24 protein-coding genes are annotated in these 26822 nt (G+C 68.2%); 13 read left to right on the top strand and 11 right to left on the bottom strand.

Going from position 1 to position 26822, the window contains the following annotated elements:
- Positions 1–59 precede the first annotated feature (59 nt).
- The gene (locus PV764_RS18280) at positions 60–1661 is read left to right on the top strand and encodes a glucan biosynthesis protein (RefSeq protein WP_019184111.1); all 1602 of its coding nucleotides are present in this window, start codon (positions 60–62) and stop codon (positions 1659–1661) included.
- 73 nt (positions 1662–1734) lie between these two features.
- Here the strand turns inward: PV764_RS18280 and PV764_RS18275 are convergent, their stop codons facing one another.
- Positions 1735–2346, bottom strand: a complete 612-nt coding sequence (locus PV764_RS18275) for a thymidine kinase (protein ID WP_019184112.1) — start codon at positions 2344–2346, stop codon at positions 1735–1737.
- Between the two features lie 47 nt (positions 2347–2393).
- Positions 2394–3119: an SEL1-like repeat protein gene (locus tag PV764_RS18270; RefSeq protein WP_192814281.1), complete on the bottom strand. Its 726-nt coding sequence runs from the start codon at positions 3117–3119 to the stop codon at positions 2394–2396.
- A 125-nt stretch (positions 3120–3244) separates the two neighbouring features.
- Here PV764_RS18270 and PV764_RS18265 point away from each other — a divergent pair, with 125 nt between their 5' ends.
- Positions 3245–5221: a UvrD-helicase domain-containing protein gene (locus PV764_RS18265; protein ID WP_019184114.1), complete on the top strand. Its 1977-nt coding sequence runs from the start codon at positions 3245–3247 to the stop codon at positions 5219–5221.
- Between the two features lie 152 nt (positions 5222–5373).
- Positions 5374–5904 carry a GNAT family N-acetyltransferase gene (locus tag PV764_RS18260; RefSeq protein ID WP_070472700.1) on the top strand — a complete coding sequence of 177 codons (531 nt, stop codon included), beginning with the start codon at positions 5374–5376 and terminating at the stop codon, positions 5902–5904.
- Between the two features lie 119 nt (positions 5905–6023).
- Here PV764_RS18260 and PV764_RS18255 read toward each other — a convergent pair whose 3' ends face one another.
- Positions 6024–6686 (bottom strand): YceH family protein, encoded by a 663-nt coding sequence (locus PV764_RS18255; RefSeq protein ID WP_070426331.1) that lies wholly within the window; start codon positions 6684–6686, stop codon positions 6024–6026.
- A gap of 111 nt (positions 6687–6797) precedes the next feature.
- Here PV764_RS18255 and PV764_RS18250 point away from each other — a divergent pair, with 111 nt between their 5' ends.
- Both PV764_RS18250 and pyrF read left to right on the top strand, forming a co-directional pair.
- Complete coding sequence (locus PV764_RS18250; protein WP_167390349.1) at positions 6798–7721, top strand: 5'-nucleotidase, lipoprotein e(P4) family; 924 nt, start codon at positions 6798–6800, stop codon at positions 7719–7721.
- Entirely contained in the window at positions 7718–8443 is a 726-nt protein-coding gene (gene pyrF, locus PV764_RS18245) for an orotidine-5'-phosphate decarboxylase (protein ID WP_421117233.1), read from the top strand. The genes PV764_RS18250 and pyrF overlap by 4 nt, the downstream gene beginning before the upstream one ends.
- Before the next feature lie 26 nt (positions 8444–8469).
- Here pyrF and PV764_RS18240 read toward each other — a convergent pair whose 3' ends face one another.
- Positions 8470–8595, bottom strand: coding sequence for a hypothetical protein (locus PV764_RS18240; protein ID WP_261798221.1), 126 nt, complete (start codon positions 8593–8595; stop codon positions 8470–8472).
- On the opposite strand from PV764_RS18240, the gene PV764_RS18235 reads away from it, so the two are divergent.
- Together PV764_RS18235 and plsB are read left to right on the top strand one after the other, a co-directional pair.
- On the top strand, positions 8594–9562 hold the full coding sequence (locus tag PV764_RS18235) for a hypothetical protein (protein ID WP_070427497.1): 969 nt from the start codon (positions 8594–8596) through the stop codon (positions 9560–9562). The genes PV764_RS18240 and PV764_RS18235 overlap by 2 nt on opposite strands.
- The gene (plsB, locus tag PV764_RS18230) at positions 9562–12276 is read left to right on the top strand and encodes a glycerol-3-phosphate 1-O-acyltransferase PlsB (RefSeq protein WP_421117232.1); all 2715 of its coding nucleotides are present in this window, start codon (positions 9562–9564) and stop codon (positions 12274–12276) included. The genes PV764_RS18235 and plsB overlap by 1 nt, the downstream gene beginning before the upstream one ends.
- Before the next feature lie 303 nt (positions 12277–12579).
- Here the strand turns inward: plsB and PV764_RS18225 are convergent, their stop codons facing one another.
- Entirely contained in the window at positions 12580–12774 is a 195-nt protein-coding gene (locus PV764_RS18225) for a YdcH family protein (RefSeq protein ID WP_019184121.1), read from the bottom strand.
- A gap of 105 nt (positions 12775–12879) precedes the next feature.
- Between PV764_RS18225 and ttcA the strand changes: the two genes are divergently transcribed.
- From ttcA to PV764_RS18210, 3 genes are read left to right on the top strand one after another with little or no spacing between them, the layout of a single operon-like run.
- The gene (gene ttcA / locus PV764_RS18220; protein ID WP_421117230.1) at positions 12880–13791 is read left to right on the top strand and encodes a tRNA 2-thiocytidine(32) synthetase TtcA; all 912 of its coding nucleotides are present in this window, start codon (positions 12880–12882) and stop codon (positions 13789–13791) included.
- 50 nt (positions 13792–13841) lie between these two features.
- The gene (locus tag PV764_RS18215) at positions 13842–14747 is read left to right on the top strand and encodes a recombination-associated protein RdgC (protein WP_019184123.1); all 906 of its coding nucleotides are present in this window, start codon (positions 13842–13844) and stop codon (positions 14745–14747) included.
- A gap of 57 nt (positions 14748–14804) precedes the next feature.
- Positions 14805–15593 carry a M48 family metallopeptidase gene (locus tag PV764_RS18210; protein ID WP_421117229.1) on the top strand — a complete coding sequence of 263 codons (789 nt, stop codon included), beginning with the start codon at positions 14805–14807 and terminating at the stop codon, positions 15591–15593.
- 115 nt (positions 15594–15708) lie between these two features.
- Here the strand turns inward: PV764_RS18210 and PV764_RS18205 are convergent, their stop codons facing one another.
- On the bottom strand, positions 15709–16581 hold the full coding sequence (locus tag PV764_RS18205; RefSeq protein WP_019184125.1) for a methylglyoxal synthase: 873 nt from the start codon (positions 16579–16581) through the stop codon (positions 15709–15711).
- 174 nt (positions 16582–16755) lie between these two features.
- On the opposite strand from PV764_RS18205, the gene PV764_RS18200 reads away from it, so the two are divergent.
- Positions 16756–17052 carry a hypothetical protein gene (locus PV764_RS18200; protein WP_046274226.1) on the top strand — a complete coding sequence of 99 codons (297 nt, stop codon included), beginning with the start codon at positions 16756–16758 and terminating at the stop codon, positions 17050–17052.
- Positions 17053–17135: 83 nt separating this feature from the next.
- On the opposite strand, the gene PV764_RS18195 is transcribed toward PV764_RS18200, so the two are convergent.
- The 3 genes from PV764_RS18195 to PV764_RS18185 form a co-directional block, all read right to left on the bottom strand.
- Positions 17136–18581, bottom strand: coding sequence for an FAD-dependent oxidoreductase (locus PV764_RS18195; RefSeq protein WP_070426335.1), 1446 nt, complete (start codon positions 18579–18581; stop codon positions 17136–17138).
- 127 nt (positions 18582–18708) lie between these two features.
- Positions 18709–23163 (bottom strand): glutamate synthase large subunit, encoded by a 4455-nt coding sequence (gene gltB, locus PV764_RS18190; protein ID WP_019184128.1) that lies wholly within the window; start codon positions 23161–23163, stop codon positions 18709–18711.
- Between the two features lie 166 nt (positions 23164–23329).
- Positions 23330–23686 carry an I78 family peptidase inhibitor gene (locus PV764_RS18185; protein ID WP_235319035.1) on the bottom strand — a complete coding sequence of 119 codons (357 nt, stop codon included), beginning with the start codon at positions 23684–23686 and terminating at the stop codon, positions 23330–23332.
- Positions 23687–23865: 179 nt separating this feature from the next.
- On the opposite strand from PV764_RS18185, the gene PV764_RS18180 reads away from it, so the two are divergent.
- Positions 23866–24930, top strand: a complete 1065-nt coding sequence (locus PV764_RS18180; RefSeq protein ID WP_019184130.1) for a DNA topoisomerase IB — start codon at positions 23866–23868, stop codon at positions 24928–24930.
- A gap of 9 nt (positions 24931–24939) precedes the next feature.
- On the opposite strand, the gene PV764_RS18175 is transcribed toward PV764_RS18180, so the two are convergent.
- The gene (locus tag PV764_RS18175; protein ID WP_421117228.1) at positions 24940–25281 is read right to left on the bottom strand and encodes a hypothetical protein; all 342 of its coding nucleotides are present in this window, start codon (positions 25279–25281) and stop codon (positions 24940–24942) included.
- Between the two features lie 207 nt (positions 25282–25488).
- Here PV764_RS18175 and PV764_RS18170 point away from each other — a divergent pair, with 207 nt between their 5' ends.
- The gene (locus PV764_RS18170; RefSeq protein ID WP_421117227.1) at positions 25489–26610 is read left to right on the top strand and encodes an SDR family oxidoreductase; all 1122 of its coding nucleotides are present in this window, start codon (positions 25489–25491) and stop codon (positions 26608–26610) included.
- On the opposite strand, the gene PV764_RS18165 is transcribed toward PV764_RS18170, so the two are convergent.
- Entirely contained in the window at positions 26567–26788 is a 222-nt protein-coding gene (locus tag PV764_RS18165; protein WP_421117226.1) for a hypothetical protein, read from the bottom strand. The two genes, PV764_RS18170 and PV764_RS18165, sit on opposite strands and share 44 nt — an antisense overlap.
- Positions 26789–26822: the final 34 nt, after the last annotated feature.

Genomic DNA, 26822 nt, shown 5'->3' with positions numbered 1-26822 from the left:
CGGCGAATTAACGTCTGCGTGCCTATGATGGCCGGCCCTTCCCTGCCATCGCTGCCTGCATGCAACGACGCGACTTCCTCCGCAATGCCTCCGTGGCCCTGGCCGCTTTCGGCCTGCCCGCACTGCCGGCCTGCGCCGCGCAGGGCAACCAGGTCGGCCTGCGCCGGCTGGGCCAGCCGCAGCCGTTCGATTTCGCCTCGCTCAAAGGGCAGGCCCGCGCGCTGTCCCAGGCCGCCTACCAGAGCCACAAGCGCACGTTGCCGGGCCCGGTGGAAGGGCTGGACTGGGACCAGTACCAGTCCATCCAGTACCGTCAGGACCACGCCCTGTGGGCCGACCAGCCCGGGCGTTACCAAGCCAAGTTCTTCCACCTGGGGCTGTACTTCCATTCCCCGGTGCGGATGTTCGACGTGACCGACGGCAAGGCGCAGGAACTGGCCTATGACGGCGCCGCCTTCGATTACGGCAAGAGCGGCCTGAAGGGCAGCCACCTGCCGGCCGACCTGGGCTTTGCCGGCTTCCGCCTCAATACCCGCAAGGACACCGACCGCGACTTCGCCGCGTTCCTCGGTGCCAGCTATTTCCGCGCGGTCGGCAAGGAGGGCCAGTACGGCCAATCCGCGCGCGGCCTGGCGATCGACACCGGCATGGGCAAGCCCGAGGAATTCCCGGATTTCATCGCCTACTACCTGGAGCAGCCGGCAGCGGACTCGAACACGCTGGTGGTCTACGCCCTGCTGGATTCACCCAGCACCACCGGCGCCTACCGCTTTGCGATCACCAACGGCGATGTGCTGTTGATGGACATCGACTGCGCGCTGTACCCCCGCAAGGCGATCGAGCGCCTGGGCATCGCCCCGTGCACCAGCATGTACCAGGTCGGCGAGAACGACCGCCGCATGGCCTGGGACTGGCGCCCGGAAATCCACGATACCGACGGCCTGTCGATGTGGACCGGCGCCGGCGAATGGATCTGGCGCCCGCTGTGCAACCCGTACAACCTGCGCTTCAACATGTTCGTGGACAACAACCCGCGCGGCTTCGGCCTGCTCCAGCGCGACCGCAACTTCGACCATTACCAGGACGACGGCGTCTTCTACGAGAAGCGTCCGTGCCTGTGGGTCGAACCGAAGGGGCAATGGGGCAAGGGCTCGGTGCAGCTGGTTGAGATCCCGACCGTGGATGAGACCTTCGACAACATCGTGGCGTTCTGGAATCCCGAGGCCAAGCCGCAGCCGGGCCAGGAGCTGCTGCTCGGCTACCGCCTGTTCTGGGGCGCGGAGCCGCCGGCGCGCCCGCCGCTGGCGCACTGCGTGGCCACCCGTACCGGCCTGGGCGGGGTGATCGGCAAGAAGCGCGAGTACTTCTCGTGGCGCTTCGCGGTCGATTTCGAAGGGGGCGAACTGGCCGCGATGATCGACAAGGGCGAAGTCGAGGCCGTCGTGCAGGTCAGCCGTGGCCGCACCGAGATCGTTTCGGCGCGCCCGCTGCGCGAGATCAGGGGCTACCGTGCGATGTTCGACGTGGTGCCGCCGGATGACTCGACCGAGCAGATCGACATCCGCCTGTACCTGCGCAGTGGCGGGAAAACGCTGACCGAAACCTGGCTCTATCAGTACAGCCCGCCGCCGAAGGGCGCGGCGGAGCGCACGTTGTACTGAGGCGCCGGCAACCGCCGACCCACCTCACCCGGCGCGCGGACAGGCGCCCGGGTGAAGCTGACGGGGAGGCGGGTCAACCGGCCTGCAACGGGTCGATACGGCCTTCACCGCGCATGATCTTTTTGAACTCTGCGCGGCTTACCGACACATAGCGCTCGTTGCCGCCGATCTCCACCTGCGGCCCGTCCTGCACCGCGTGGCCGTGCTCGTCCACGCGCACGGTCATCGTGGCTTTCTTGCCGCTGTGGCAGATCGTCTTGATCTCCTGCATCTCATCGGCCCAGGCCAGCAGGTACTGGCTGCCTTCGAACAGCTCACCGCGGAAATCGGTGCGCAGGCCGTAGCAGAGCACCGGGATGCGCATCTGGTCGACCACCTCGCTGAGCTGCCACACCTGGCTGCGGCTCAGGAACTGCGCCTCATCCACCAGGACGCAGCCCAGCGGGCCGTGCGTGCCGATGTCCTCGGCGATCAGCTGCTGCAGGTCGGTGTCGGGGTGGAACGCGATCCCGTCCGCCTTCAGGCCGATCCGCGAGGCGACCACGCCGTGCCCGGCGCGATCATCCAGCCGCGGGGTCAGGATGGCCACGCGCATGCCCCGCTCGCGGTAGTTGTGCGCCGACTGCAGCAGGGTCGTGGTCTTGCCGGCGTTCATCGCCGAATAATAGAAATAGAGCTTGGCCATGCCGGGATTTTATCCGTTCGGCGGCCCCGGCATGGCGCCGGATCGGTTCAGTCCCACAAGCCCGGTACCGTGGTCGGCATGCCGACCTCCACGCTCCCGGTGCCGATGGCACGCCCGGCCGCCTCCAGCTGCCGCGCCTGCCATTGCCAGTACTGGGCCGGCTGCCAGTATTCGTCCCGATAGAACACGTCCGGCTCCACGTAGCGCTGGCCGCGATCATCGCGGACCAGCATGCGCATGCCGCCGACCGAGCCGGTTCGGCTGCCGGTGACCTCACTCAGCCCGCGGCGGAGCTCACGCTCCAACCGGGGCTGGGCCACCGTGTCGCCAAACTCGGCGTACAGGGCCTGGCCTTCCTGCACCGCACGGGTCTGCTCGTCCGGGGTCAGCGCAGCCCAGTAGCGCTCACGCAGCACCAGCAGGAACTCGGTCCCGCGCTCGGCGGCCAGGTCCATCCAGGCATAGGCCAGCGCCCGGTCCTGCCCGCCGCCCTGGCCGTTCCACCACATCTCGGCCAGCGCGGCCTGGGACAGTTTGTCGGCATGGCGGGCGCCGAGGCGGTAGAAACGCCGCGCTTCCTCGAGGCGGCCGCGCGCCTGGGCCTCCTTGCCGAGCTTGCGGTAACGCAGGTCGGGGTGCCGGTTCAGGAAGGCGTCGGTGTCCTGTGCATCCTGGGCACGCAGGTCCGGCTGGCTCGACTGCCCCCAGGCGGGCAAGGCCGCGAGGGCCGCGACCAACATCCACACCCCGCGTCCTTTCCTGCTCATTGCCATGCGTCGCGTCCTCTGCGTCGATCAGGACAATGGATACCCCACCCCCGTGAAGGCGTCAATCCGGGCGGTGGCGCGTCGATGCGGGCCGACCAAGGCCGGTACAATGCCCCTCCCCTGGAGATGGCATGCACGGTCTCAATCCTCCCCAACACGCGGCAGTGATGCACTGCGAAGGTCCTCTGCTGGTGCTCGCCGGCGCGGGCAGCGGCAAGACGCGCGTGATCGTGGAGAAGATCGGCCAGCTGATCGCCAGCAAGCGCTACCCGGCGCGGCGGATCGCGGCGATCACCTTCACCAACAAATCGGCCAAGGAAATGCGCGAGCGCGTGGCCAAGCGCCTGCGCGGTGACGATGCCGATGAAGTGACGATCTGTACCTTCCACGCGCTGGGGCTGAAGTTCCTGCAGATCGAACACGCTGCGGTGGGGCTCAAGCGCGGGTTCTCCATCTTCGATGCCGACGATTCGACCGCACAGGTCAAGGACCTGATGTACGGGGCCAAGCCGGACGACATCGAGGACGTGAAGAACCTGATCTCGCGCGCCAAGAATGCCGGTCTCTCGCCCGAGCAGGCGATGGCCGCGGCACGCAGCACGCGCGAGAAGGAAGCGGCCAGCGTCTACGAGCGCTACCAGCTGCGGCTGACCGCGTTCAACGCGGTCGATTTCGATGATCTGATCCGCCTGCCGGTGCAGGTGCTGGAAGAAAACCCGGAGATCGCACTGGCCTGGCGCGAGCGCATCGGCTACCTGCTGGTGGACGAATGCCAGGACACCAACGATGCCCAGTACCGACTGCTCAAGCAGCTGGCCGGCAGCAAGGGCAACTTCACCTGCGTGGGCGATGACGATCAGTCGATCTACGCCTGGCGCGGTGCGAACCCGGAAAACCTGCAGCAGATGGCGCGCGACTACCCGGCGCTGGAAATCATCAAGCTGGAGCAGAACTACCGCTGCTCCAACCGCGTGCTGCGCGCGGCCAACGCACTGATCGCCAACAACCCGCACGAACACCTGAAGAAGCTGTGGAGCGACCAGGCCGACGGCGAGCGCATCCGCGTGTGGGAGTGCCGCAACAGCGAGCATGAAGCGGAAAAAGTGGCCGCGGAGATTTCGTTCCTGGCGACGTCCAGGAAGATTCCGTGGAGCGATTTCTGCATCCTGTTCCGCGGCAACTTCCAGTCGCGGCCGCTGGAAAAAGCGCTGCAGCTGGTGCGCGCGCCGTACCACATCACCGGCGGCACCGCGTTCCTGGAGCGCCAGGAGGTCAAGGACACGCTGTCCTGGCTGCGCCTGCTGGTGAACCCGGACGACGATACGGCGTTCATGCGTGCGGTGCAGTCGCCCAAGCGCGAAGTGGGGGCCGGCACCCTGGCCAAGCTGGCCGAGCTGGCCTCGGAAAAGGATCTGCCGATGGCGCATGCCGCCGAAGCGATCGGTGCGCTCTCGCAGTTGCCGCCGCGCGCGGCCAATGGCCTGAGCCGCTTCACCGACATCCTGCGCGACCTGCGTGCGGAGATGCCCAAGCTCAGCTCCGGCGACCTGGTGCGCAAGCTGGTGAAGGAATCCGGGCTGGTCTCGGATCTGCGTAGTTCGTGCAAAGAAGAATCGGTGTACCAGCGTCGCCTCGGCAACCTGGAAGAACTGGCGCAGTGGTTCGAGGGCGGCCCGCGCGGAGCCTCCACCGCCGATCTGGCCGCGCAGCTGGCACTGCTCTCGCGCAACGACAAGGACGACGGTGGCAACCAGGTGCGGATGATGACCCTGCACGCCTCCAAGGGCCTGGAATTCCCGTACGTGTTCATCATCGGCTGCGAGGACGGCGTCCTGCCGCACCAGGTCAGCCTGGACGAAGGCAACCTGCAGGAAGAGCGGCGCCTGCTGTACGTGGGCATCACCCGCGCCAAGGTGCAGCTGTGGATGAGCTACAGCAAGCTCACCCGCAAATTCGGCGAGCACGTGCGGCTCAAGCCCAGCCGCTTCTTCGATGAGATACCGGCCGAGGAAATGCAGCGCGATGGCGCCGATCCCGTCGCCGACGCCGCGCGCAAGAAAGAGCGCGCCAACGCAGGCCTGGCCGCGATCCAGGCCCTCTTCGACTGACCCACCGCCGGGGTAGAGCCGACCGTTGGTCGGCTGCCCAAAGCGCGTCGGTTGCCGTATCCCGCCTCGAAGCGCAGCCGACCAACGGTCGGCTCTACCGGGTTCGCGGCGCGCATTGCACAATCGAGGTATCACCTTCCACCGGTACCCGCATGTCCGCCGTGATCCAGACCGACCGTTTGCACCTGCGCCTGATCGACCCTGACCACGATGCCGCCGACATGCTGGCCCTGCTCAACGAGCCGGGCTTCATCCGCAACATCGCCGACCGCGGCGTACGCACCCTGGCGCAGGCGCGCGACTACACCGCCGAGCGCGTGCTGGGCAGCTACACGCTCAACGGCTTTGGCATGTACGCCATCGTCCGCCGCGAAGACGGCGCATGGTTGGGCAATGCCGGCCTGGTCCGGCGCGCCGGGCTGCCGGCCCCGGATATCGGCTATGCACTGCTCTCGCAGTACGAAGGCCACGGCTACGCGTTCGAGGCCGCGCGCGGGGTGATGCACTACGCGCGCGATGTGCTCGGTCACACCGATCTGTACGGCATCGTGTCCCCGGACAACGTGCGCTCGGCCGCGCTGCTGCGCAAACTGGGCATGGAAGATCGTGGCGACCTGCTGCTGCCGCCGCCACACGAGGAGGTGGTGCTGCTGTTCGCCACCCCGGGCGCCCCGGCGCCCTGACACCGGCGACGTGCACGGCGCCACACCCACCCGCCGGTAGAGCCGACCGTTGGCCGGCTGCCCGTCACCAGCGAATCAATCAGCGACACAGGTAGAGCCGACCGTTGGTCGGCTGCCCCTCACCCGCCCAACTGCGCGCGCAATTCCGCCAGCTGTTCCTGCAGTTCGGCCACCGTGGCCTCCAGCTGCTGCACGCGTGCTTCCAGCGCGGGGCTGCCACCGCCGCCGCTCGACGAAGACCCCTTGTAGCTCTCCGCCAGGGCCTGCACATCCACCGGGCCACCCAGCAGGTGCATGTAGCGGTCTTCGCGCTGGCCGCTGGCGCGCGGCAGTTGTACGGCCAGCCCGCGCTGGATCATGCGTTCGATGTGGTGGCGCAGTTCCTCCGCGTCCTGGAACTGGAACAGCCGCTCGCTGCGGGTCAGCAGCTCGTTCACCGTCTGCGGGCCGCGCAGCAGCAACAGGCCCACGATGGCCAACTGTTGCCGGGTCAGGTCCAGCGCACTGCCGGCGCGATGCTCGTAGCGCTCGGCGCGCGAGGAAAACTGCTGGCGGGCCAGGCCCATGCTTTCCAGCTGGCGCAGCGCATGGTGCACATCACCGGCGGACAGGGCCATCACCGGCTCGCGCGCGGTCTTCTGGTTGGCCGCCACCTGCGCGGCGTTGACCGTGAGCGGGTAGGCGTCCGGGGTGGTCGCCTCCTTCTCGATCAGGCAGCCCAACGCGCGGGCCTGGGCCGCGCTGAGCACGGGCAGGGCAGGGGTCTGGGTGTCGTCGGTCATGGGGCGCTCCGGGGTGTTTCAGGGGCGTGCAGCATAGCCGAGCCCTGCCTTGCGCATGAATGCCGCCGGACAAGCCGGTAAACTGGCGCGAATCTGTTGCCGGTGAATGCCATGCGTCGTAGTGCTGTTTCCCTGTCCGTGCTTGCCTGTGCCGTGCTGGCACTGAGTGCCTGCAAGCGCACCGAAACCCCGGCCGATGCCGCCCCGCCGGCCGCTGCGGCTGCCGCGAGCGCCCCGGCCGCCACCGGCGATGCCGCCGTGGCCGCCAATGACAACCTCAATGCCGTGCTGTGGATGCAGCGCGCGCAGGAATACCGCGCGATCACCGAGCAGACTTACCGCGCCGCCGCCGATCACCTGGACAAGGCGCTGAAGGAACCCAACTGGGACGCGCTGGTGCCGGAAGAACGCGGCAACGCCGCCAAGGGCCTGAAGCCGGCCGTGGTGCTGGACGTGGATGAAACCGTGCTGGACAACTCGCCCTACCAGGCGCGCCTGGTGCGCGATGGCAAGGAGTACGACGAGCTGAGCTGGGACCAGTGGGTGGCCGAAAAGAAGGCCAAGGCGATTCCGGGTGTAGTCGATTTCGCCAAGGCCGCCAACGCCAAGGGCGTGACCCTGCTGTACATCTCCAACCGCGCCGTGCATCTCAAGGAGGCCACGCTGGCCAACCTGCGCGAGCAGGGCCTGCCGGTGGCCGACGACAGCGTTTTCCTCGGCCTGGGCACCGTGGTGGACGGCTGCGAGCAGGCCGGCAGCGAGAAGAACTGCCGCCGTCGCCTGGCTGGCCAGAAGTACCGCGTGCTGATGCAGTTCGGCGACCAGCTGGGCGACTTCGTGGAAGTCACCGCCAACACCAACGACGGCCGCGACGCGCTGCTGCAGCAGTACCACGACTGGTTCGGCGAGCGCTGGTGGATGCTGCCCAACCCGACCTACGGCGGCTTCGAGCCGGCCCAGTTCAACAACGATTACAGCCAGTCGCGCCAGGCCCGCCACGACGCCAAGCGCGCCGCGCTGGATTACGCACCGTGAGCCGCGCGCCGCTGCCGCTGCGGGACGACGAGCGCCTGATCTTCGCGCTCGACGTGCCCGGCCGCGATGACGCGCTGGCCTGGGTCGATCGCCTGGGCGATGCGGTGTCGTTCTACAAGATCGGCATGGAACTGCTGGCCTCCGGCGAGTACTTCGAGGTGCTCGATGCGCTGGCCGCGCGCGACAAGCGCGTGTTCGTCGACCTGAAGTTCTTCGACATCCCCGCCACCGCCGCTGCGGTGATCAAGCGGCTGTCGCAGTGGCCGGTGAGCTACGCCACCATCCATGGCTGGCACCCGGCGATGATGGAAGCCTGCGCGGCCGCCAACGGCAGCGACATGCGCCTGCTGGCGGTGACCGTGCTGACCTCGATGGGCCGCAGCGACCTGGCCGGCATGGGCATCGACCGCGAGCCGGTGGAGGTGGTGGTCGAGCGCTCGCTGGCCGCCCAGGCCGCCGGCATCGATGGCGTGATCGCCTCCGGCCAGGAGGCCGGCCCGATCCGCGCGGCCACCGGCGCCGGCTTCTCGATCGTGTGCCCTGGGATCCGCCCCGGTGGCCCGGTCGGTGATGACCAGAAGCGCACCGTGGGCGTGGCCCAGGCCTTTGCCGACGGCGCCGACGCGATCGTGGTCGGTCGCCCGATCCGGCTCGCCAGCGACCCGCAGGCCGCCGCCCGCGCGATCCAGGCCGAGATCGCCCAGGCGCTCGCCGCGCGCTGAGGCAGTGACGGGGCGGAGCGGCCCCGTCACCGCCGGTTTTTCTGTACATTCAAGGGCTTGCGCATAAAGCGCAGGGTCGGCAGGTCTGCCGGCTTGCCGCTGTCACCGAACAGGCCGCAAGATGCGGACCGGTCCGGGGAGTCCGAATTCATGTCCATGTCGTTGAAGCCGTGGCAGTACCGAGGGCAGGTGTTGGCGCTGGCCCTGTGCGGGTTGGTGCTGCTCAGTGCCTGCAAGGACAAGCAGATCGATCCGGACGCGCCGGCGTCCGAGCCGGTCGCGGCCCTGCAACAGCTGGCCCAGCGGGTCGCCGACAACGATCTGGTCGGGTACGCCAAGGCAGCGGTGCCGCCGAGCCAGTACGCACGCCTGCAGGGCGCGTGGAGCCAGGGCCACAGCCGCTGGCCGCTGACCGAGCTGCCGCTGGATGGGCAGTTGCTGCCGATGCTGGCCGCGCTGTCGCGGCCGGATGCGCCGCAGCGGCTGCAGCGCTCGTTCGATACCCAGATCGCCGGCCAGGCGACCCAGGTCCGCCAGGCTGCCCACTCGATGGGACTGTTCGGCGAGCAGTACCTGCGCAACCAGAGCGAGTACAGCGACAGCGAGCGTGCCCATTACACCCAGGTGGTGAACGCGCTGAGCCGCTGGGCTGCCGCCGCGCCACTGACGGACAAGCAGCGGGCCAGGACCACCATCACCCTGCTGACGGCCACCGCGCGCACCGCCGGGCTGTCCACCGATGCGGAGCTGCAGGCGGCCGGCATGGAAGAGAGCCTGCGCCGGCTGAGTCCCTTCATCAAAGCCTTCAAGACGGCCCTGGCCAGCTACGGGCTGTCCCTGGATGAGGCGCTGACCGGGCTGCGCGGCGAGCTGACCTCCGAGCTCGGCGACGACGCCGTGGTGCGCATCCAGTACACGTTGGCCGGCGAGCAGATCGAAGCGCAGGTGCGGATGACCCGGCGCGAAGGCCACTGGTATGTGACCCGCACGCTGGAAGACACCGACGCGCTGCTGCAGGCCGCCGACGCCGCACAAGCTGAACATGACGCCCGCCAGGCGGCCGAGGCAGAAGCCGCTGCAGCGGTCAAGGACGATGCTTCCGCATCGGCTAAGCCATAATGAAGCCGATGCCGAACCAGAATCCCCTGCCTTTCCCCGGCGAAGAGCCGCCCAAGACGCCGGACGCCACGTCCTCGTCGCCCGCTACCGTGCCGTCCGACGGTGCTGCCGCTCCGGTCCCGCCGGTCGCTGGCGCGCCCGCGGAGGCCGTTGCCGTCGATGCGGAGCCGGCGGCCATCGTGCCGTCGGCGATCGTGCCCGGCACCCGCGCGCCCAGCGGCCGCCCGCCGTGGTGGGCGCGCCTGCTCGGCCGCCTGGTCGAGCCGTGGCTGTCGCTGAAGATCGAACCCGAACATCCCGGCCAGTACAACGATGGCCGGCCGGTGGTCTACGTGCTGGAGGACTACGGCCTGTCCAACGCGCTGATCCTGGACAAGGCCTGCCGCGAGGCCGGCCTGCCGTCGCCGCTGGTGCCCATCGCCGGTGACCCGACCGGTCGCAAGCGCGCCTACCTGGCCCTGTCGCGCCGGAGCAGCAGCAACTCACTGATCCCCGAGCAGCGTGGCGCCAAGACCCACTCCGACTCGCTGGCCAAGGTCCTGCAGGCGCACCGCGCCCGTGGCGAGCTGGACGTGCACCTGGTGCCGGTCTCGATCTTCGTCGGCCGCGCGCCGGACAAGCAGAGCGGCTGGTTCGCGGTGCTGTTCTCGGAAAACTGGGCCCTGGTGGGTCGTTTCCGTCGCCTGCTGGCGGTGCTGCTCAACGGCCGCAGCACGATCGTGCGCTTCGCCCCGCCGATCTCGCTGCGCACCACGGTCGATGAGGGGCTGGACCCCGAGCGCACCGTGCGCAAGCTGCAGCGCGTGCTGCGCACCCATTTCCGCCGCATCCGCGAGTCGGTGATCGGGCCGGACCTGTCGACCCGCCGCCTGCTGGTGGACAAGGTGCTCGACGCGGACACCGTGCGCGAAGCGATCGCCTCGCAGGCCAAGCGCGACAACTCCAAGCCGGCCGATGCCTGGAAGAAAGCCCACGCCTACGCGTGGGAAATCGCCGCGGACTACTCCAGTCCCGTGGTGCGTTCGGCCAGCTTCATGCTCAGCCATGTCTGGAACCGCATCTACGCCGGCGTGCTGGTCCACCACCTGGACAAGTTCAAGGCCGCTGCGCCCGGGCACGAAGTGGTCTACGTGCCCAGCCACCGCAGCCACATGGATTACCTGCTGCTGTCCTACCTGCTGTACGACCGCGGCATCGTGCCGCCGCACATCGTGGCCGGCATCAACCTGAACCTGCCGGTGGTCGGCACGCTGCTGCGCAAGGGCGGTGCGTTCTTCATCCGCCGTTCGATCCGCGGCAACGCGCTGTACTCGGCGGTGCTCAGCGAATACGTGGCGCAGCTGGTCGCCGGCGGTTACTCGATCGAGTACTTCGTCGAAGGCGGCCGCTCGCGCACCGGGCGCCTGCTGCAGCCCAAGGGCGGCATGATCTCGATGACGCTGCGCGCCTTCCTGCGCCAGCCGCGCAAGCCGGTGCTGTTCCAGCCGGTCTACATCGGCTATGAAAAGCTGATGGAAGGCGGCAGCTACCTGGACGAACTGTCCGGCCGGCCGAAGGAGAAGGAATCGATCTGGTCGCTGCTGTGGTCGATCCCCAAGGTGCTCAAGCAGAACTACGGCCAGGTGGTGGTGAACTTCGGCGAGCCGATCGCGCTCAACGACGTGCTCGCCCAGCGTGCGCCGGAGTGGAACGGCCAGCCGGTCGGCGAAGACGAGAAGCCCTCGTGGCTGTCCGGCACGGTGGATCACCTGGCCGAACGCATCCAGGTGCATATCAACGGCGCCGCCGACGTCAATCCGATCAACCTGCTCGCGCTGGCGCTGCTGTCCACGCCCAAGCATGCGATGGGCGAGGCGGACCTGATCGCGCAGATCGAACTGTGCAAGACCCTGCTGGTGGAGATGCCGTACTCGGACCGGGTGACGGTGACCCCGCACTCGCCGGAGCGGATCATCGCCCACGCCGAGGAGATCAACGTCCTCACCCGCATCAAGCATCCGCTCGGCGATGTGCTCAGTGTGAGCGGCGATACCGCGGTGCTGCTGAGCTACTTCCGCAACAACGTCATCCATCTGTTCACCGCCTCCTCGTGGGTGGCCTGCTGCTTCCAGAACAACCGCCGCATGAGCCGCACCGGGCTGGTCCAGCTGGGCCGTACGGTGTACCCGTTCCTGCAGGCCGAGCTGTTCCTGCCGTGGACCGAAGACGAGTTCGCCCAGCGCATCGAGCAGACCATCAACGTGTTCGTGCGCGAAGGGCTGCTGCAGAACATCAACGACGACGACGGCGGCATCCTGGCGCGCAACACCGGGCAGACCGATGAAGTCTTCCGCCTGCGTGCGATCGGCCATTCGCTGCAGCAGGCGTTCGAGCGTTATTACATCGCGATCTCGGTGCTGGTGAAGAACGGCCCCGGCACGCTGGGCGCAGCCGAGCTGGAAAGCCTCTGCCAGCAGGCCGCGCAGCGCCTGAGCCTGCTCTATGCGCCGGCCGCGCCGGAATTCTTCGACCGCACCCTGTTCCGCGGCTTCATCCAGAAGCTGCGCGAGCTGCGCCTGGTGTGGCCGGATGAAAACAGCAAGCTGCTGTTCGATGCGCGCCTGGATGCGTGGGCCAAGGATGCGAAGTTCATCCTCGGCCGCGAACTGCGCCACACCATCGAGCGTGTCAGCCCGGAAGCGGCAAAGCCGGAAGAGCCGGTCAGCACGGATTGACGACGGCACATCGTCGATCCGACGTATCCGACGTATCCGACGTATCCGACGTATCCGACGTATCCGGCCGTATCCGGCCGTATCCGACGCATCGGGCGCATCCGGACGTATCCGGATCTTGTTGCGTTCGCCAGCAATTCGTAGGTACCGACCGTTGGTCGGTACCCGCGCGCAAGCGCGGCACAAGCGTCCGGAGACCGGGCAACACGGCGTGCCCCGGCTGACCGACGCTGACCACCGTCCGAAGCCTCACGCCAAGGGTTCATGCCGCCGGGAGCAACAGCAGCCGACCAACGGTCGGCTCTACGCCGGCTCGTCTGGAATCAACATGTCTTCGAGCTTGGCGATGCAGTCCTTCAGCTGCAGCTTGCGCCGCTTCAGGCGCTTGGCCTCCAGCTCATCGTCGCCGTTGGCGGCCATGCCCAGGATCTGCTCATCCAGCGCACGGTGCTCCTGCCGGAGCGCGGCAAGGCGGGCACTGATATCGGTGGGTGTCATGGTGTCCACAAGCGCTGAGCATACACATCTGCGGTGACCGCCGGGAGTGAACGCAGTCACTTCCCGGCCCCTGTGAGGGTGCGCCCCAGCCGGTAGAATGAAGGGATGAGCGCTGCTGTCATCCGTCTGCCCGATCCCGTTCCGCGCGCCCGCGATCCGCGCGCGTCCGGCGGCGTGCAGGACCGCCTGGCACGGCAGCTGCGGCGCCAGGTGGGCCAGGCGATCGCCGACTTCGGCATGATCGAGGCCGGCGACAAAGTGATGGTGTGCCTGTCCGGTGGCAAGGACAGTTACACCCTGCTTGACATCCTGCTGCAGCTGCAGAAAAAAGCGCCGGTGCCGTTCGAACTGGTCGCGGTGAACCTGGACCAGAAGCAGCCGGGCTTTCCCGAGCAGGTGCTGCCCACCTACCTGGCCTCGATCGGCGTGCCGTTCCAGATCATCGAGCAGGACACCTATTCGGTGGTCAGCCGGGTGATCCCGGAAGGCCGCACGATGTGTTCGCTGTGCTCGCGCCTGCGCCGTGGCGCGCTGTACCGGCACGCGGCCGAACATGGCTTCACCAGGATCGCGCTGGGCCACCACCGCGACGACAGCGTGGCCACGTTCTTCCTCAACCTGTTCCACCACGCCAAGCTCTCGGCGATGCCGCCCAAGCTGCGCAGCGACGACGGCCAGCACATCGTGATCCGCCCGCTCGCCTATGTGAGCGAAGCGGATATCAGCGCCTACGCGCAGGCGCGCGCGTTCCCGATCATTCCGTGCACCCTGTGTGGCAGCCAGGACACCCTGCAGCGCCGCCAGGTGGAGCAGATGCTGCAGCAGTGGGAGCGCGACCAGCCCGGCCGCATCGACCAGATCGCACGCGCGCTGGGCAACATCCATCCTTCGCAGCTGGCCGATCCGGCGCTGTTTGATTTCATGGCATTGGGGCGCGCTGCGGCCGCCCCGTTGCCCGACCCGCCGGCCTGGGCCGGCACTGCCCACGACCCCGGGCACGCCACCGGCCCGGCCTGAGCCACGCCGGTGCGCCCGCCCTTCCTTTCACGCTCTTACCCTGGACGTCCATGTTCTTTCGCAACCTGACGCTGTTCCGCTTCCCGACCGCCACCGATTTTTCCGACGTGGACACCCTGCTGCCGCAGGTGCTGCTCAAGCCGGTCGGTCCGCTTGAAATGAATTCGCGCGGCTTCATCTCGCCGTTCGGCCGTGAAGAAAAAGCCGTGTTCTCGCACCGTGTCGGCGATGCGCTGTGGCTGACCGTTGGCGGTGAGGACAAGATCCTGCCGGGCGCGGTGGTCAATGATCTGCTGGCCCGCAAGCTCGAGGAGATCGAAGAGAAGGAAGGCCGCAAGCCCGGCGGCCGCGAGCGCAAGCGCATGAAGGACGACCTGCTGCACGAACTGATGCCGCGCGCCTTCGTGAAGAGCTCGCGTACCGACGCGCTGATCGACCTGACCCACGGCTACGTGGCGGTGGACTGCTCGAGCAGCAAGAAGGGCGAGAACATGATGTCCGACATCCGTGGCCTGCTCGGCAGCTTCCCGGCGATGCCGTTGAACGCCGAAGTCGCCCCACGGTCGATCCTCACCGGCTGGATCGCCGGCGAACCCCTGCCGACCGGGCTGAGCCTGGGCGAAGAGTGCGAGATGAAGGATCCGGCCGAGGGTGGCGCGGTGGTCAAGTGCCAGCACCAGGAACTGCGCTGCGACGAGATCGACAAGCACCTGGATGCCGGCAAGCAGGTCACCAAGCTCGCCTTGGTGTTCGAGGACAACCTGTCCTTCGTGCTGGGCGATGACCTGATCGTGCGCAAGCTCAAGTTCCTGGATGGCGCGCTGGACCAGCTCGAGCATGCCGACGACGACGGCCGCCGCGCCGAACTGGACGCCCGTTTCGCCCTGCAGAGCGGTGAAGTGCGCCGCCTGTTCCTGCTGCTGGAAGAGGCCTTCAAGCTGAGCAAGGCGGACTGACCGGTACCGATCAGTCCCCAGTCATGCGCCGGTCACGGCCGGCGCTATGCTGTACCCATGTCCGGATTCCTCCGCCGCCTGATTTCGCCGGCTGTCAGCACGCTGCAGCGCGATACGGTACGGCTGCGCCTGGAGGATGCCGAGATCGACGTGCTGCGGGTGCGCGATCCGCGGGCGCGCCGGATCAAGCTCAGTGTCGATGAGCGCGGTGTCCGGCTGACCCTGCCGCCGCGCGCCAGCCTGGTGATGGGCGAGCGTTTCCTCGAGCAGCATCGCGGCTGGTTGTCCGAACAGCTGCGCGGCTACCAGGCCACCAACCTCCCGCCACCGCTGGTGATCGGCGAGCCGGGTATGCTGCCGTTGCGCGGCGAACTGCTGCCGCTGCGCTGGGAAGCGGGCCGCTACGCCACGCTGCGCGCGGACGAGCGCGGTGCCTGCCTGCACTGGCCCGCGCGCGGGACCGACGCCACCCTGCGCCGCACCCTGCGCGAGTTCTATGAAGCACAGACGCGTGCCGACGTCGGCCAGTGGCTGCCGCGCTACCTGCCCGGCCTGCCACGTGCACCGGCGCGGCTGCGGCTGAAGGTGATGTCCTCGCAATGGGGCTCGCTGGCGCCGGACGGCAGCATGGCGCTGGATCTGGCCCTGGTGCTGGGGCGGCCCTCGGCCTTCGAGTACGTGCTGGTGCACGAGCTCTGCCACCTGATCCAGGCCAATCACTCCCCGGCATTCTGGGCCGAAGTGGAGAAGCGCTTCCCGGCGTGGCGCGCCGAGCGGGATTACTTCCAGCTCGAAGGGCGGCGCCTCAAGGCCACGCTGCGGCAGCTGCTGACCCCGACACCATAACGGCCGCGGCAACGCGTGCTCTACCGGGTAGTGCCGGCCGCTGGCCGGCTCCTCATCAAACCCACCCTCGCGCGATTGCCGGCCAGCGGCCGGCACTACCGGTGCGACGGTTCCGTCAGTTCCCCATCCGCAACGCGGCCGCCTGCGCCCAGCGCGCCGCCACGCGCGGCGCGGTGATGCACACGGCCTGATCGGTCACGGTGGTGACGGCACGCTCCAGCAGCTGGATGTCAGCTTCGTGCTGGCGAGCCACGTGCGGGTCCTCGAAGAAGATCGCGCGCTGGCAATGGCCTTCCAGCACGCGGTCGGCGATCTGCGCATCACCGCCCATCGGGCCGCTCTGGTAGCGCGTCACCCATTCCTCGCCCTGTGGCCAGCCGCGGCTCCACGCCAGTTCATTGAGGCGCTGGCCGGTAGTGCCGGTGCCGACCCGGTTGCGGAAGCGTGACAGCACCTGGAAATGCTCGTCGGCGAAGGCCAGCATCGCCGGCTTCATCGCGTCGTGCGCGATCAAGGCCAGCGTGTGCTGCTCGAAAGCGTGCAGATCATCGGCGCCCGGGTCCGGCGCGAGGCCGGCGTGCAGGCGCTCGACTTCCACCCAGTCGCGCGCGGTGGCGACGGTGGAGATGAAGGGTTTGCCGTGGATCACGCACTGGCGCTTGAGCGCGGTCGCTTCGGGAAAGACCGAGGACGGGTCGACCGGGTCCATCAGATAGATGGCACCGTCCAGGGTGCGCTCCGGCGTGCCCATGCCCACCACCTCGGCGACCAGCTTCATCAGGCCGCCCTCGCGCCCATTCGGGTAGCGGCGCAGCGGCGCGAAGTCCTGCAGGAAGCCCAGCCGCTGGATCGCATCGAAGGTGCGCCCGACCGCATGCAGCTCGACACCCAGTTCGCGCAGGCCGGTATCGCTGGCGCGCAGCCAGCGGAACAACGCGGCGTGCTTGTCGTGGTGGTGCAGGCGGTTCGCGGCCAGGCCGATGCGCATGAGGGCAGTCCAGAGAAAGGCCGCGCCAGTGTAATCCGCCCAGGTTGCGGGGAAGCAAGCGTCGAACAGTGATGGAGATCACGCGTCTTCACGCAGTTTCGTAGTTGTTGCATGGTCTCGGGAGGGGCCGTATCCGACAGTGGTGGTCGTCCGTCAATCAGGAAACCCCCTGCCATGACCCTCCCCCCTTCCCCCGCCGTCTCCTCATCTTCGCCAGCCGCCTCGGAGACGGGCCGCCGCATCCGCGCGCTGGCCACGGTGCTGCGCGAGGCGCCCCAGGCCGATGCCGAGGTGCTGCTGGCCGGGCTGGCGCGCATGCTCGATGCACACATGGGCCGCGGCCACGATGATGTGGTCAGCAACCGCCGCATCCGCGACCAGCTGGACAACATCGAGCTGCTGATGGCACTGGAGATCGAGCGCGCCGGCGTGCGTCAGACGCCGGTACCGGCGGTATCGCGCGCCGCCTGAGCGGCCGCACGCGCAGTACGTGAGGGCCCGGGCGCGAGGCGACGCGCCCGGCATCGCCTCACCCCGGCACCGCAACGGCGCCGTTACGCCGAGAGCAGCTGCACGATGCTGCCGGCCGCGTCGCGGCCCTCGGCCACGGCCGTCACCACCAGGTCCGCGCCGCGCACTGCATCGCCACCGGCGAACAGGCGCGGGTGGGCGGTCTGGAACGGCAGGCGACCACTGCCACCGGCCACGATGCGGCCGTTGTTGCCGGCCTCCACGCCCTGCTCGGTCAGCCAGCCCGGCGCACTCGGCGAGAAGCCGAAGGCGATGATCACCACGTCCGCTTCCAGCAGCGATTCGCTGCCGGCGATCGGCACCGCGTTGCGGCGGCCCTGTGCATCCGGTTCGTCCAGATGCGTTTCCACCACCATCACGCCGATCACTTCATCGTCCGCGCCGGCCTCGATCGAGAGCGGCTGGCGGTTGAACAGGAAGCGCACGCCTTCCTCGCGGGCGTTGGCCACCTCGCGCGCCGAGCCGGGCATGTTGGCCTCGTCGCGGCGGTAGGCACAGGTCACCTTGGCCGCGCCCAGGCGGATCGCGCTGCGCACGCAGTCCATGCCGGTATCGCCGCCGCCCAGCACCACCACGCGCTTGCCTTCCAGGTCGGGCAGGGCGATCTGGTCCTCCCAGCCGGCGATCGGCCGGCCGTGTGCGTCGCTGCCACTGACGATGCGGCTGTTCTGCACCAGGAACGGCAGCGCCGGCAGCACGCCCTTGAGGTCCTGGCCGAGCAGGCCACCATCGGTATAGCGGTAGGCACCGGTGCCGACGAACACCGCGTCGTACTCGGCCAGCAGGTCATCGATGCTCACATCGCGGCCGATCTCCACGCCGAGGCGGAACTGCACGCCCATGCCTTCAAGCACGTTGCGGCGGCGGCTGATCACCGATTTGTCCAGCTTGAAACTGGGGATGCCGAACTGCAGCAACCCACCGATCTGTTCGTAGCGGTCATACACCACCGCCTGGATGCCGGCATGCGCCAGCTTGTCGGCACACGCCAGCCCGGCCGGGCCGGCACCGATCACCGCCACGCGCTTGCCGGTGGCTTCCACCGCGCTCATGTCCGGGCGCCAGCCGGTGGCCAGCGCGGTATCCACGATGTACTTCTCGACCGCGCCGATGGTGACCGCGCCGAATTCCTCCAGCGTGCAGCTGCCCTCGCACAGGCGGTCCTGCGGGCACACGCGGCCACACACTTCCGGCAGCGGATTGGTCGAGTGGCACAGCGTGGCCGCTTCGTGGATGCGGTTCTCCTGCACCAGCTGCAGCCACTGCGGGATCGCGTTGTGCACCGGGCACTTCCAGCTGCAGTAGGGGTTCCCGCAATCCAGGCAGCGCCCCGCCTGGAACTGCGCGTCTTCCTTGCCGAACTTGCCGTACAGCTCGCCCCAGTCGCCGGAGGTGCGCAGTTCGACCGGGATGCGCTGCGGCATCGTCCGGGGCAGATCGAGGAACTGGAAAGCTTGCTTGCGGCTCATGGGTGGGCCCTGCGGTGATGAGTTGCCGGCCAGCGGCCGGCACTGCAATGTGAGGTTGCCGGCCAGCGGCCGGCACTACAGCGGTGGGATGTGCGGCGCCGGCGCGGGGCCGGCGCCTTGACCCCGGTCAGGCGGCGCGGCGCAGCGAGTCGGTCAGCGATTCGATGCTGGCGGCCTTGGGTTTGACCAGCCAGAACTTGCCCACGTAATCGCGGAACTCGTCGAGGATCTGCTGCGCCCAGATGCTGCCGGTCAGTTCGCGGTGGCGGCTGATCAGCGTATGCAGATGCTGGCGATGGTTCTCGAAGCCCTCGGCCGAGATGCGGTGGATGTCGATCAGCTCGTGGTTGTAGCGGTCCACGAAATCACGGTCGATATCCAGCACGTAGGCCAGGCCGCCGGTGAAGCCGGCGCCGAAGTTGAGCCCGACCTTGCCCAGCACCAGCACGATGCCGTCGGTCATGTATTCGCAGCAGTGATCACCGGCGCCTTCGATCACCGCCAACGCGCCGGAGTTGCGCACGCCGAAGCGCTCGCCGGCGCGGCCCGCGGCGAACAGCTCGCCGCCGGTGGCGCCGTACAGGCAGGTGTTGCCGATGATCGCGGTGTTGCGCGCCTCGAAGCGTGCGCCACGGGGCGGACGCACCACCAGGCGGCCGCCGGCCATGCCCTTGCCGACGTAGTCGTTGGCTTCGCCTTCCACCTCCAGCTGCAGGCCACCGACGTTGAACGCGCCGAAGCTCTGCCCGGCGGTGCCACGGAAGCGCAGCGTCAGCGGTGCATCGGCCATGCCCTGGTTGCCGTGCGTGCGCGCGATCTCGCCGGACAGGCGGGTGCCGATCGAGCGGTCGGTATTGTGGATCAGGAAGCGGTGTTCGCCGCCGAGCTTGCCGGCGATCGCCGGGGCCAGCAGGCCATCCATCTGCGTGGCCAGGCTGTCCGGCGATTCGTACAGGCGCTGCGCGGCGCAGTGGCTGCCGGCGTACTCGGCCGGGTTGAGCAGGCGCGACAGATCCACCTTGACGCCCGGGCGCGGCGAGACGTCCAGCTGCTGCAGCAGGTCGGTGCGGCCCACGATCTCGTCCAGCGAGCGCACGCCCAGGTAGGACAGCCAGCCACGCACTTCCTCGGCCAGCAGGCGGAAGAAGTTCTCCACGCGCTCGGGCAGGCCGGTGAAGTACTGCGCGCGCAGGCGCTCGTCCTGGGTGGCCACGCCGGTGGCGCAGTTGTTGAGGTGGCAGATGCGCAGGTACTTGCAGCCCAGCACGATCATCGGCGCGGTGCCGAAGCCGAAGCTGTCCGCGCCCAGCAGCGCGGCCTTGATCACGTCCAGGCCGGTCTTCAGGCCACCATCGGTCTGCAGCAGGGTACGCCCGCGCAGATCGTTGGCCACCAGTGCCTGGTGCGATTCGGCCACACCCAGTTCCCACGGCACGCCGGCATAGCGGATCGAACTGACCGGGCTGGCCCCGGTGCCGCCGTCATGGCCGGACACGGTGATCAGATCGGCGCCGGCCTTCACCACGCCCGCGGCGATGGTGCCGACACCGGCATGGCTGACCAGCTTCACCGAGACCAGCGCGGTGGGGTTGACCTGCTTGAGGTCGTAGATCAGCTGGGCCAGATCTTCGATGGAATAGATGTCATGGTGCGGCGGCGGCGAGATCAGGCCGATGCCCGGCTTGGCGTAGCGCAGCCGCGCGATCAGTTCGTTGACCTTGTGCCCGGGCAGCTGGCCGCCTTCGCCGGGCTTGGCACCCTGGGCGACCTTGATCTGCAGCACTTCGGCGTTGACCAGGTACTCGGCGGTGACGCCGAAGCGGCCCGAGGCCACCTGCTTGATCTTGCTGCGCTTCTCGGTGCCGTAGCGCACCGGGTCTTCGCCGCCTTCGCCGGAGTTGCTGCGGCCGCCAAGGCGATTCATCGCGATCGCCAGCGCTTCGTGCGCTTCCGGTGACAACGCACCGAGGCTGATCGCGGCGGTATCGAAGCGGCGGAACAGGTCTTCGGCCGGGGCCACCTGGTCCAGCGGGGTGGGCGTGGGCGCGGCCTTGAGCTGCAGCAGGTCGCGCAGCGCCGACACCGGCCGGCCATGCACGGCTTCGCAGTAACGCTGCCAGTCCGTGGCATCGCCACTGCGCGCGGCGCGCTGCAGGGTCATGACCACGTCCGGGTTGTACATGTGGTATTCGCCGCCGTGCACGTACTTCAGCACGCCGCCCACATCCGGGCGCAACAGGTCGTTCCAGGCGCGCACGGTGAGCTCGCGGGCCTCATCGTCCAGACGGGCGAAGCCGACGCCGGCCACGCGCGAGGCGGTGTCCGGGAAGCACAGGTCCACGACCTCGTCATCCAGCCCGACGATCTCGAACAGCTGCGCGCCGCGGTAGCTGGCCACGGTACAGATGCCCATCTTGGAGATGATCTTGGACAGGCCCTTGTAGATGCCCTTGCGGTAGCGGCGGCCGATCTGCGACTGCTCGCCGCCCTTGCTCAGCTGCAGGATGCCGCGCCGGCCCAGGTCGAACAGGGTCTGGTAGGCCAGGTACGGATACACCGCGGTGGCACCGAAGCCGAGCAGGCAGGCCATGTGGTGCGGGTCGCGCGCGGTGCCGGTTTCCAGGATCAGGTTGACGTCGCAGCGCAGCCCGGCGTTGGAGAGGTGGTGATGCACCGCGCTGGTGGCCAGCAGGGCATGCACCATCGGCCGGTCGGCCACCGGATAACGGTCGCTCAGCAGCAGCATGACGATGCCTTCGCGTGCAGCCGTTTCAGCCTCGGCGCAGATGCGCTCGATGCCGGCCTTCAGGCCCTCGTCCAGGCTGTAGGACAGATCGATCAGGCGGTTCTTGTCGGCGTACTGCTCCATCTTGATCAGCTGGCGCAGCTTGCGCTGGCTGAGCACCGGCGAATTGAGGATGACGTGGTTTACCGTCTCCGCGCCGGCATGGAAGATGTTGGTCTCCTTGCCGAGCTGGGTGGACAGCGACATGACGCAGTCTTCGCGCAGCGGATCGATCGGCGGGTTGGTGACCTGCGCGAACGCCTGGCGGAAATAATCGTAGAGCGGTCGGCTGTGCTGGCTCAGCACCGCCATCGGGGTGTCATCGCCCATCGAGCCGGTGGCTTCCTGCTCGGTCTCGGCCAGCGGGCGCAGGATCTGCTCGACTTCCTCGGTGCTGAGCTGGAACAGCTTGTGGTAGCTGCGCAGGGTGCGCTCGTCGAACGGCTCTTCCACCAGCGACGGATCGATCAGCTCGGTCTGCAGGTAGGTCACGCCCTGCTGCAGCCACTGCTTGTACGGCGCGCGGCCACGGTTGATGCGGTCGATGGCGTCCGAATCGAGCAGGTCACCGCGCTTGAGGTCGATGGCCATCATCTCGCCCGGCCCCAGCTTGCCCTTGCGTACCACGCGCTCGGCCGGCACTTCCCACACGCCCGCTTCGGAGGCCACCAGGAAGTGACGGTCGGAGGTGAGCATCCAGCGCGCCGGGCGCAGGCCGTTGCGGTCCAGGGTACAGGCGGCATAGCGACCGTCGCAGGCCACGATGCCGGCCGGGCCGTCCCACGGCTCGCTGTTGAGCCCGTAGAACTCGTAGAAGGCGGCCAGGTCGGGATCCTTGAACTCCAGCGATTGGGTCGCCGGCGGCACCAGGATGCGCAGTGCCTGGATCAGCTCCATGCCGGCGCTGACCATCAGCTCGAGCATGTTGTCCAGGCTCTGCGAATCCGAGCCGTGCATGGAGATCACCGGATCGAACTCGGCGATATCGAAGCGCGGGGTCTTCCACACCTTGCTGCGCGCCTGGGCCCAGCGGCGGTTGCCCTCGATGGTGTTGATCTCGCCATTGTGCGCGAGCATCCGGAACGGATGCGCCAGCGGCCAGCGCGGCAGCGTGTTGGTGGAGAAGCGCTGGTGGAACACGATCGCACTGGAGGCCAGGTCGTTGCGCTGCAGGTCCACGTAGAAGCGGCTCAGCTTGTCCGGCAGCACCATGCCCTTGTAGCTGATCGCATTCGGGCTGAGCGTGGTGACGTAGTAATCGGCGTGGTCACGCAGCTGCTGTTCGCTGCGGCGGCGGGCCAGGAACAGGGCCAGGGTGAAGGCAGCCTCGTCCTGCGTGGCACCGGCATCGACGAACACCTGTTCGATATGCGGCAGCGTGTCGCGGGCGAGCTGGCCGCAGACGCTGGGATCGGTGGGCACCACGCGCCAGCCGACCGGCTGGCAGCCGGCGTCGCGCAGCTGCTGTTCCAGCGTGTCGCGGCAGGCCTGTGCGGCGGTGGGGTCGTGCGGCAGGAACACCACGCCGGCGGCGAACCGCGCGCCAAGGGTGAGGCCAGCCTCGGCGGCGAGCGCGTTGAGAAACACGTCGGGACGGCGCAGCAACAGGCCGCAGCCGTCACCGGTAACACCGTCGGCGGCGACGCCGCCGCGGTGGGTCATGCGCGATAGCGCGGCGATAGCGGTGTCGACCAGCAGTCGGGACGGCTGGTCGTCGAGCTGGGCGACCATGCCGAAACCACAGGCATCTCGCTCATCTTGCGGGTCGTAAAGCCCTTGGCGGTTGCGGGGGGCCATCTCTGCCTCAATGTCGGGTGAGCGGCGACACTCGTCCCCGCTCAATCCGTTGAGCGCATCTGGAGGCACCGGATGTCTCGACTAGAGCATAGTTGCTGCAACGCCGCAATACACGGTTGCAGGCGCAACCAAACCCTTGTGTTTCAGGGGTTTCCGCAGCGCCTGTTCAGCCGCAACGGACGCCGGCCACGACGTTCTTGGCATCCACTTCCACGTTCAAGCGCTCGCCGATGAACTCCATCGTGGTCATGTCGTTGGGCTTGAGTACGCGCAGGCTGCTGGCACCGGCATCCTGCTGGGCCTGGCTGCCGATCTCGTCGGTGTAGGGCTGGCCGACCAGGCTCTGCACCTGGGTGGCATCGCAGTTGCCGACCGGCGGGGCTTCGGTGGCTTTGCCGGCTTCGTCGGTCGGCGCGGCAGCCGCTTCGGCGGCCTTCTGTGCATCGGTGGCGACCGCTTCCTGTTCGTCCATGGGCGGTGCGCTGCAGGCACCGAGGACCAACAGGGCGGGGAACAGGGCCATCAGCCCGAAAGAACGCCGCAGGCGGCGGAACGACAAGGACGACATCGGTACTCCAGGAAGCGAGCCAGTAAACCGGGGAGGATATCGCCAAGCGCGGTGTGAGGTGTTTGTGTTGCGTTATTGACGCGGTGCCGCACCGGCAGCGGCGACACTGCGCTTCCCTGATCCGCGTCGCGTCCATGAGCCCGAGCCGCACCGTCACCCCCGAAGCCGCCGCTGCCCGCCAGGCCGGCCTGCGTTACGTCAGCGATGAACTGCCCGGCATCGCCCGCCGCAAGGCCGGCAAGGGCTTCGCCTACCGCGATGCCGACGGCGCGGCGGTGCGCGATGCGGCCACCTTGGCCCGGATCCGCGCGCTGGCCATTCCGCCGGCCTACACCGACGTGTGGATCTGCGCGCTGCCCAACGGCCATCTGCAGGCCACCGGCCGCGATGCACGAGGGCGCAAGCAGTACCGTTACCACGCTGATTGGGCACGGGTGAGGGGCGATGGCAAGTTCGATCGCATCATTGCCTTTGGTACCGCCCTGCCCACGCTGCGCCGGCGCCTGCGCCGCGATCTGAAGCTGCCCGGCTTCCCACGCGACAAGGTGCTGGCGATCGTGGTGGCGCTGCTGGCACAGACGCTGGTGCGCGTTGGCAATGAAGTCTATGCACGTGACAACCGCTCTTACGGGCTGACCACGCTACGCAACCGCCACCTCGCGCTGGTCAAGGGCGGCCGGGCGCAGATGCGCTTCCGGGGCAAGTCCGGGCAGGCGCATGAGGTGGATGTGGATGATCGTGAACTGGTCAAGCTGATCCGTGGCTGCCAGCAGCTGCCTGGGCAGGCGCTGTTCCAGTATCGCGATGACGATGGCGCGGTCCAACCGGTGGACTCGGGCATGGTGAACGACTATCTGCACGATGCGATGGGCGAGGATTTCAGCGCCAAGGACTTCCGCACCTGGGGCGGCACGCTGGAGGCGATCCGTCAGCTTGCCGTGACCGAGCTGCCCGAACCCTCCAGTGAGCGCGCGCTGGCAGCATTGCAGAAACAGGTGGTATGCGAGGTCGCCAACCTGCTGGGCAACACCCCATCGGTGTGCCGCAAGGCGTATATCGATCCTTGCGTATTCGATGGCTGGCGGGCCGGCTCATTGAAGGCCCTTGCCGGCCTGCGTGGCGAGCGCCAGTGGGAGCTGGCCACGCTGAAAGTACTCAAAGCCGCGCGGCGCACCGTCCGGCGTGCCCGCGCGGGATGAGCGTAGCGATCAGCCGCAATAGATCGCGGTGATGTTGTTGGTATTGCCGGTTTCGATGGTCAGCCGCTCGCCACCGCTTTCCGCACCGGTGGTGGATGGCACCGCGCCGCTGGCGGTCGGGCCGCTTTCCAGGCGCTGACCGCGCAGCACGATCACTTCCAGGCTGTCGCTGTCCACGCGCGCCCTTTCGACGGTTGCCGCCGACGCCGCCAGCCCGGTCGCACCGCGGACCTTGTCGATATGGCACTGGCCGGAAATGACGCCGTCGATCGGCTGGACCTGCGCGACGGGGGCGCTGCTGCAGGCGGACAGAGCGAGGACGGCCACAGCCGCGGACAGGTAACGAAGCATGCGACGCACTCCATGGGAATTGCGCTCAGGGTGCATCGGCGCCCGTATGCAGCGGATGAATCCTCTACACGGTGTGGGCACGCTCCATTCACCGTGCCTGGCCGCCCGGTTGACCATAGTGGAGGTGCGCACTGCCGACACGGGATCCCCGACACGGCGCGCATTCGAGTTTGATCCACGCATCTGATCCGGCAACAGGAGTCGAGCATGGCCACGGCCAAAACCCGTAAGACCACCAAGACCCCCCCCTCCCGCAAGCGCCCGCGCCCGGCCGAAGCAGCCGCGACCGCGGCCGAACCGCGCACCCGCACCCCGGTCGTCAAAACCGCGACCCGCAAGGCCGGCGCCACCGATCCTCGCGCTGCGCGCGTGGCGGCCCGCCAGCGCCGTCTGCAGGACCAGGAAAAGGCCAAGGACGCGCGGGCGGCGAAGAAGGCCGCCAAATCCACGACCAAGAAGGCGACCCAGGCAGGCCCGCGCCGCCAGCCGGAGAAGATGCCTGCCGAACAGTTGGCCAAACCCGGCAACGAACACGCGATGCAGCTGGCCCCGCGCTTCCTCGCGCCGGATTACCAAGGCAGCGGCAAGCTCAAGGGCAAGCGCGCCATCATCACCGGCGCCGATTCCGGCATCGGCCGCGCGGTGGCCGTGCTGTTCGCCCGCGAAGGCGCCGATGTCGCCGTGCTGCATCTGGATGAAAAGAAGGACGCCAGGATCACCCGCGAGCACGTCGAGAAAGAAGGCGCCCGCTGCCTGGTGATCGCCGGCGACGTGCGCGACCCGGCGTTCTGCAACAAGGCGGTCAAGCAGGTGGTCAAGGCGTTCGGTGGGGTGGACATCCTGGTCAACAACGCCGCCTTCCAGCTGCATTGCGACCGCCTTGAAGACCTTGAGGACGAGCACCTGCAGGAAACCCTGCAGACCAACATCGGCGGTTACATCCAGATGGCGCGCGCGGTGCTGCCGCACCTGGGCGAAGGCGCCTGCATCATCAACAGCGGCTCGGAGACCGGCCTGTTCGGCAGCAAGTCGCTGGTGGACTATTCGGCGACCAAGGGCGCGATCCATGCCTTCACCAAGGCGCTGGCCAGCCAGCTGCTGCCGCGCGGCATCCGCGTCAATGCGGTTGCGCCCGGCCCGGTCTGGACCCCGCTGAATCCCGCCGACAAGAAGGCGCCGGACGTGGCCGAGTTCGGCCAGGACAGCGACATGGGCCGACCGGCGCAGCCGGAAGAGCTCTCGCCGGCGTACGTGTTCCTCGCCTCGCCGATCACCGCGAGTTACATCAGCGGCGTGATCCTGCCGGTGATGGGCGGGCCGCGCGGCTGACCGTCGGCACCGGCGCACCCGCGCCATAGAACGCGGCGATCTGCGGAATGAAGTTCTGCGGGTTGGCCCCGACCAGGTTGGTCAGCACCACGATGGCCAGCCCCTGGTCGGGGTAGACAATGAACGCCGAGCGCGCGCCGCCCATGCCGGCCACCTGGCGTTGCGGGGCTCCCTGCAATACCGCCCAGCCGTCTCCCCAGGCGGAAAGGTTT

Origin of the sequence: Stenotrophomonas sp. AS1 (assembly GCF_048957655.1) — a bacterium.
Classification (GTDB): Bacteria; Pseudomonadota; Gammaproteobacteria; order Xanthomonadales; family Xanthomonadaceae; genus Stenotrophomonas; species Stenotrophomonas bentonitica_A.
Note: the sequence above shows the minus strand (reverse complement) of the source record. Positions and strands in the feature narration are given on the sequence as shown.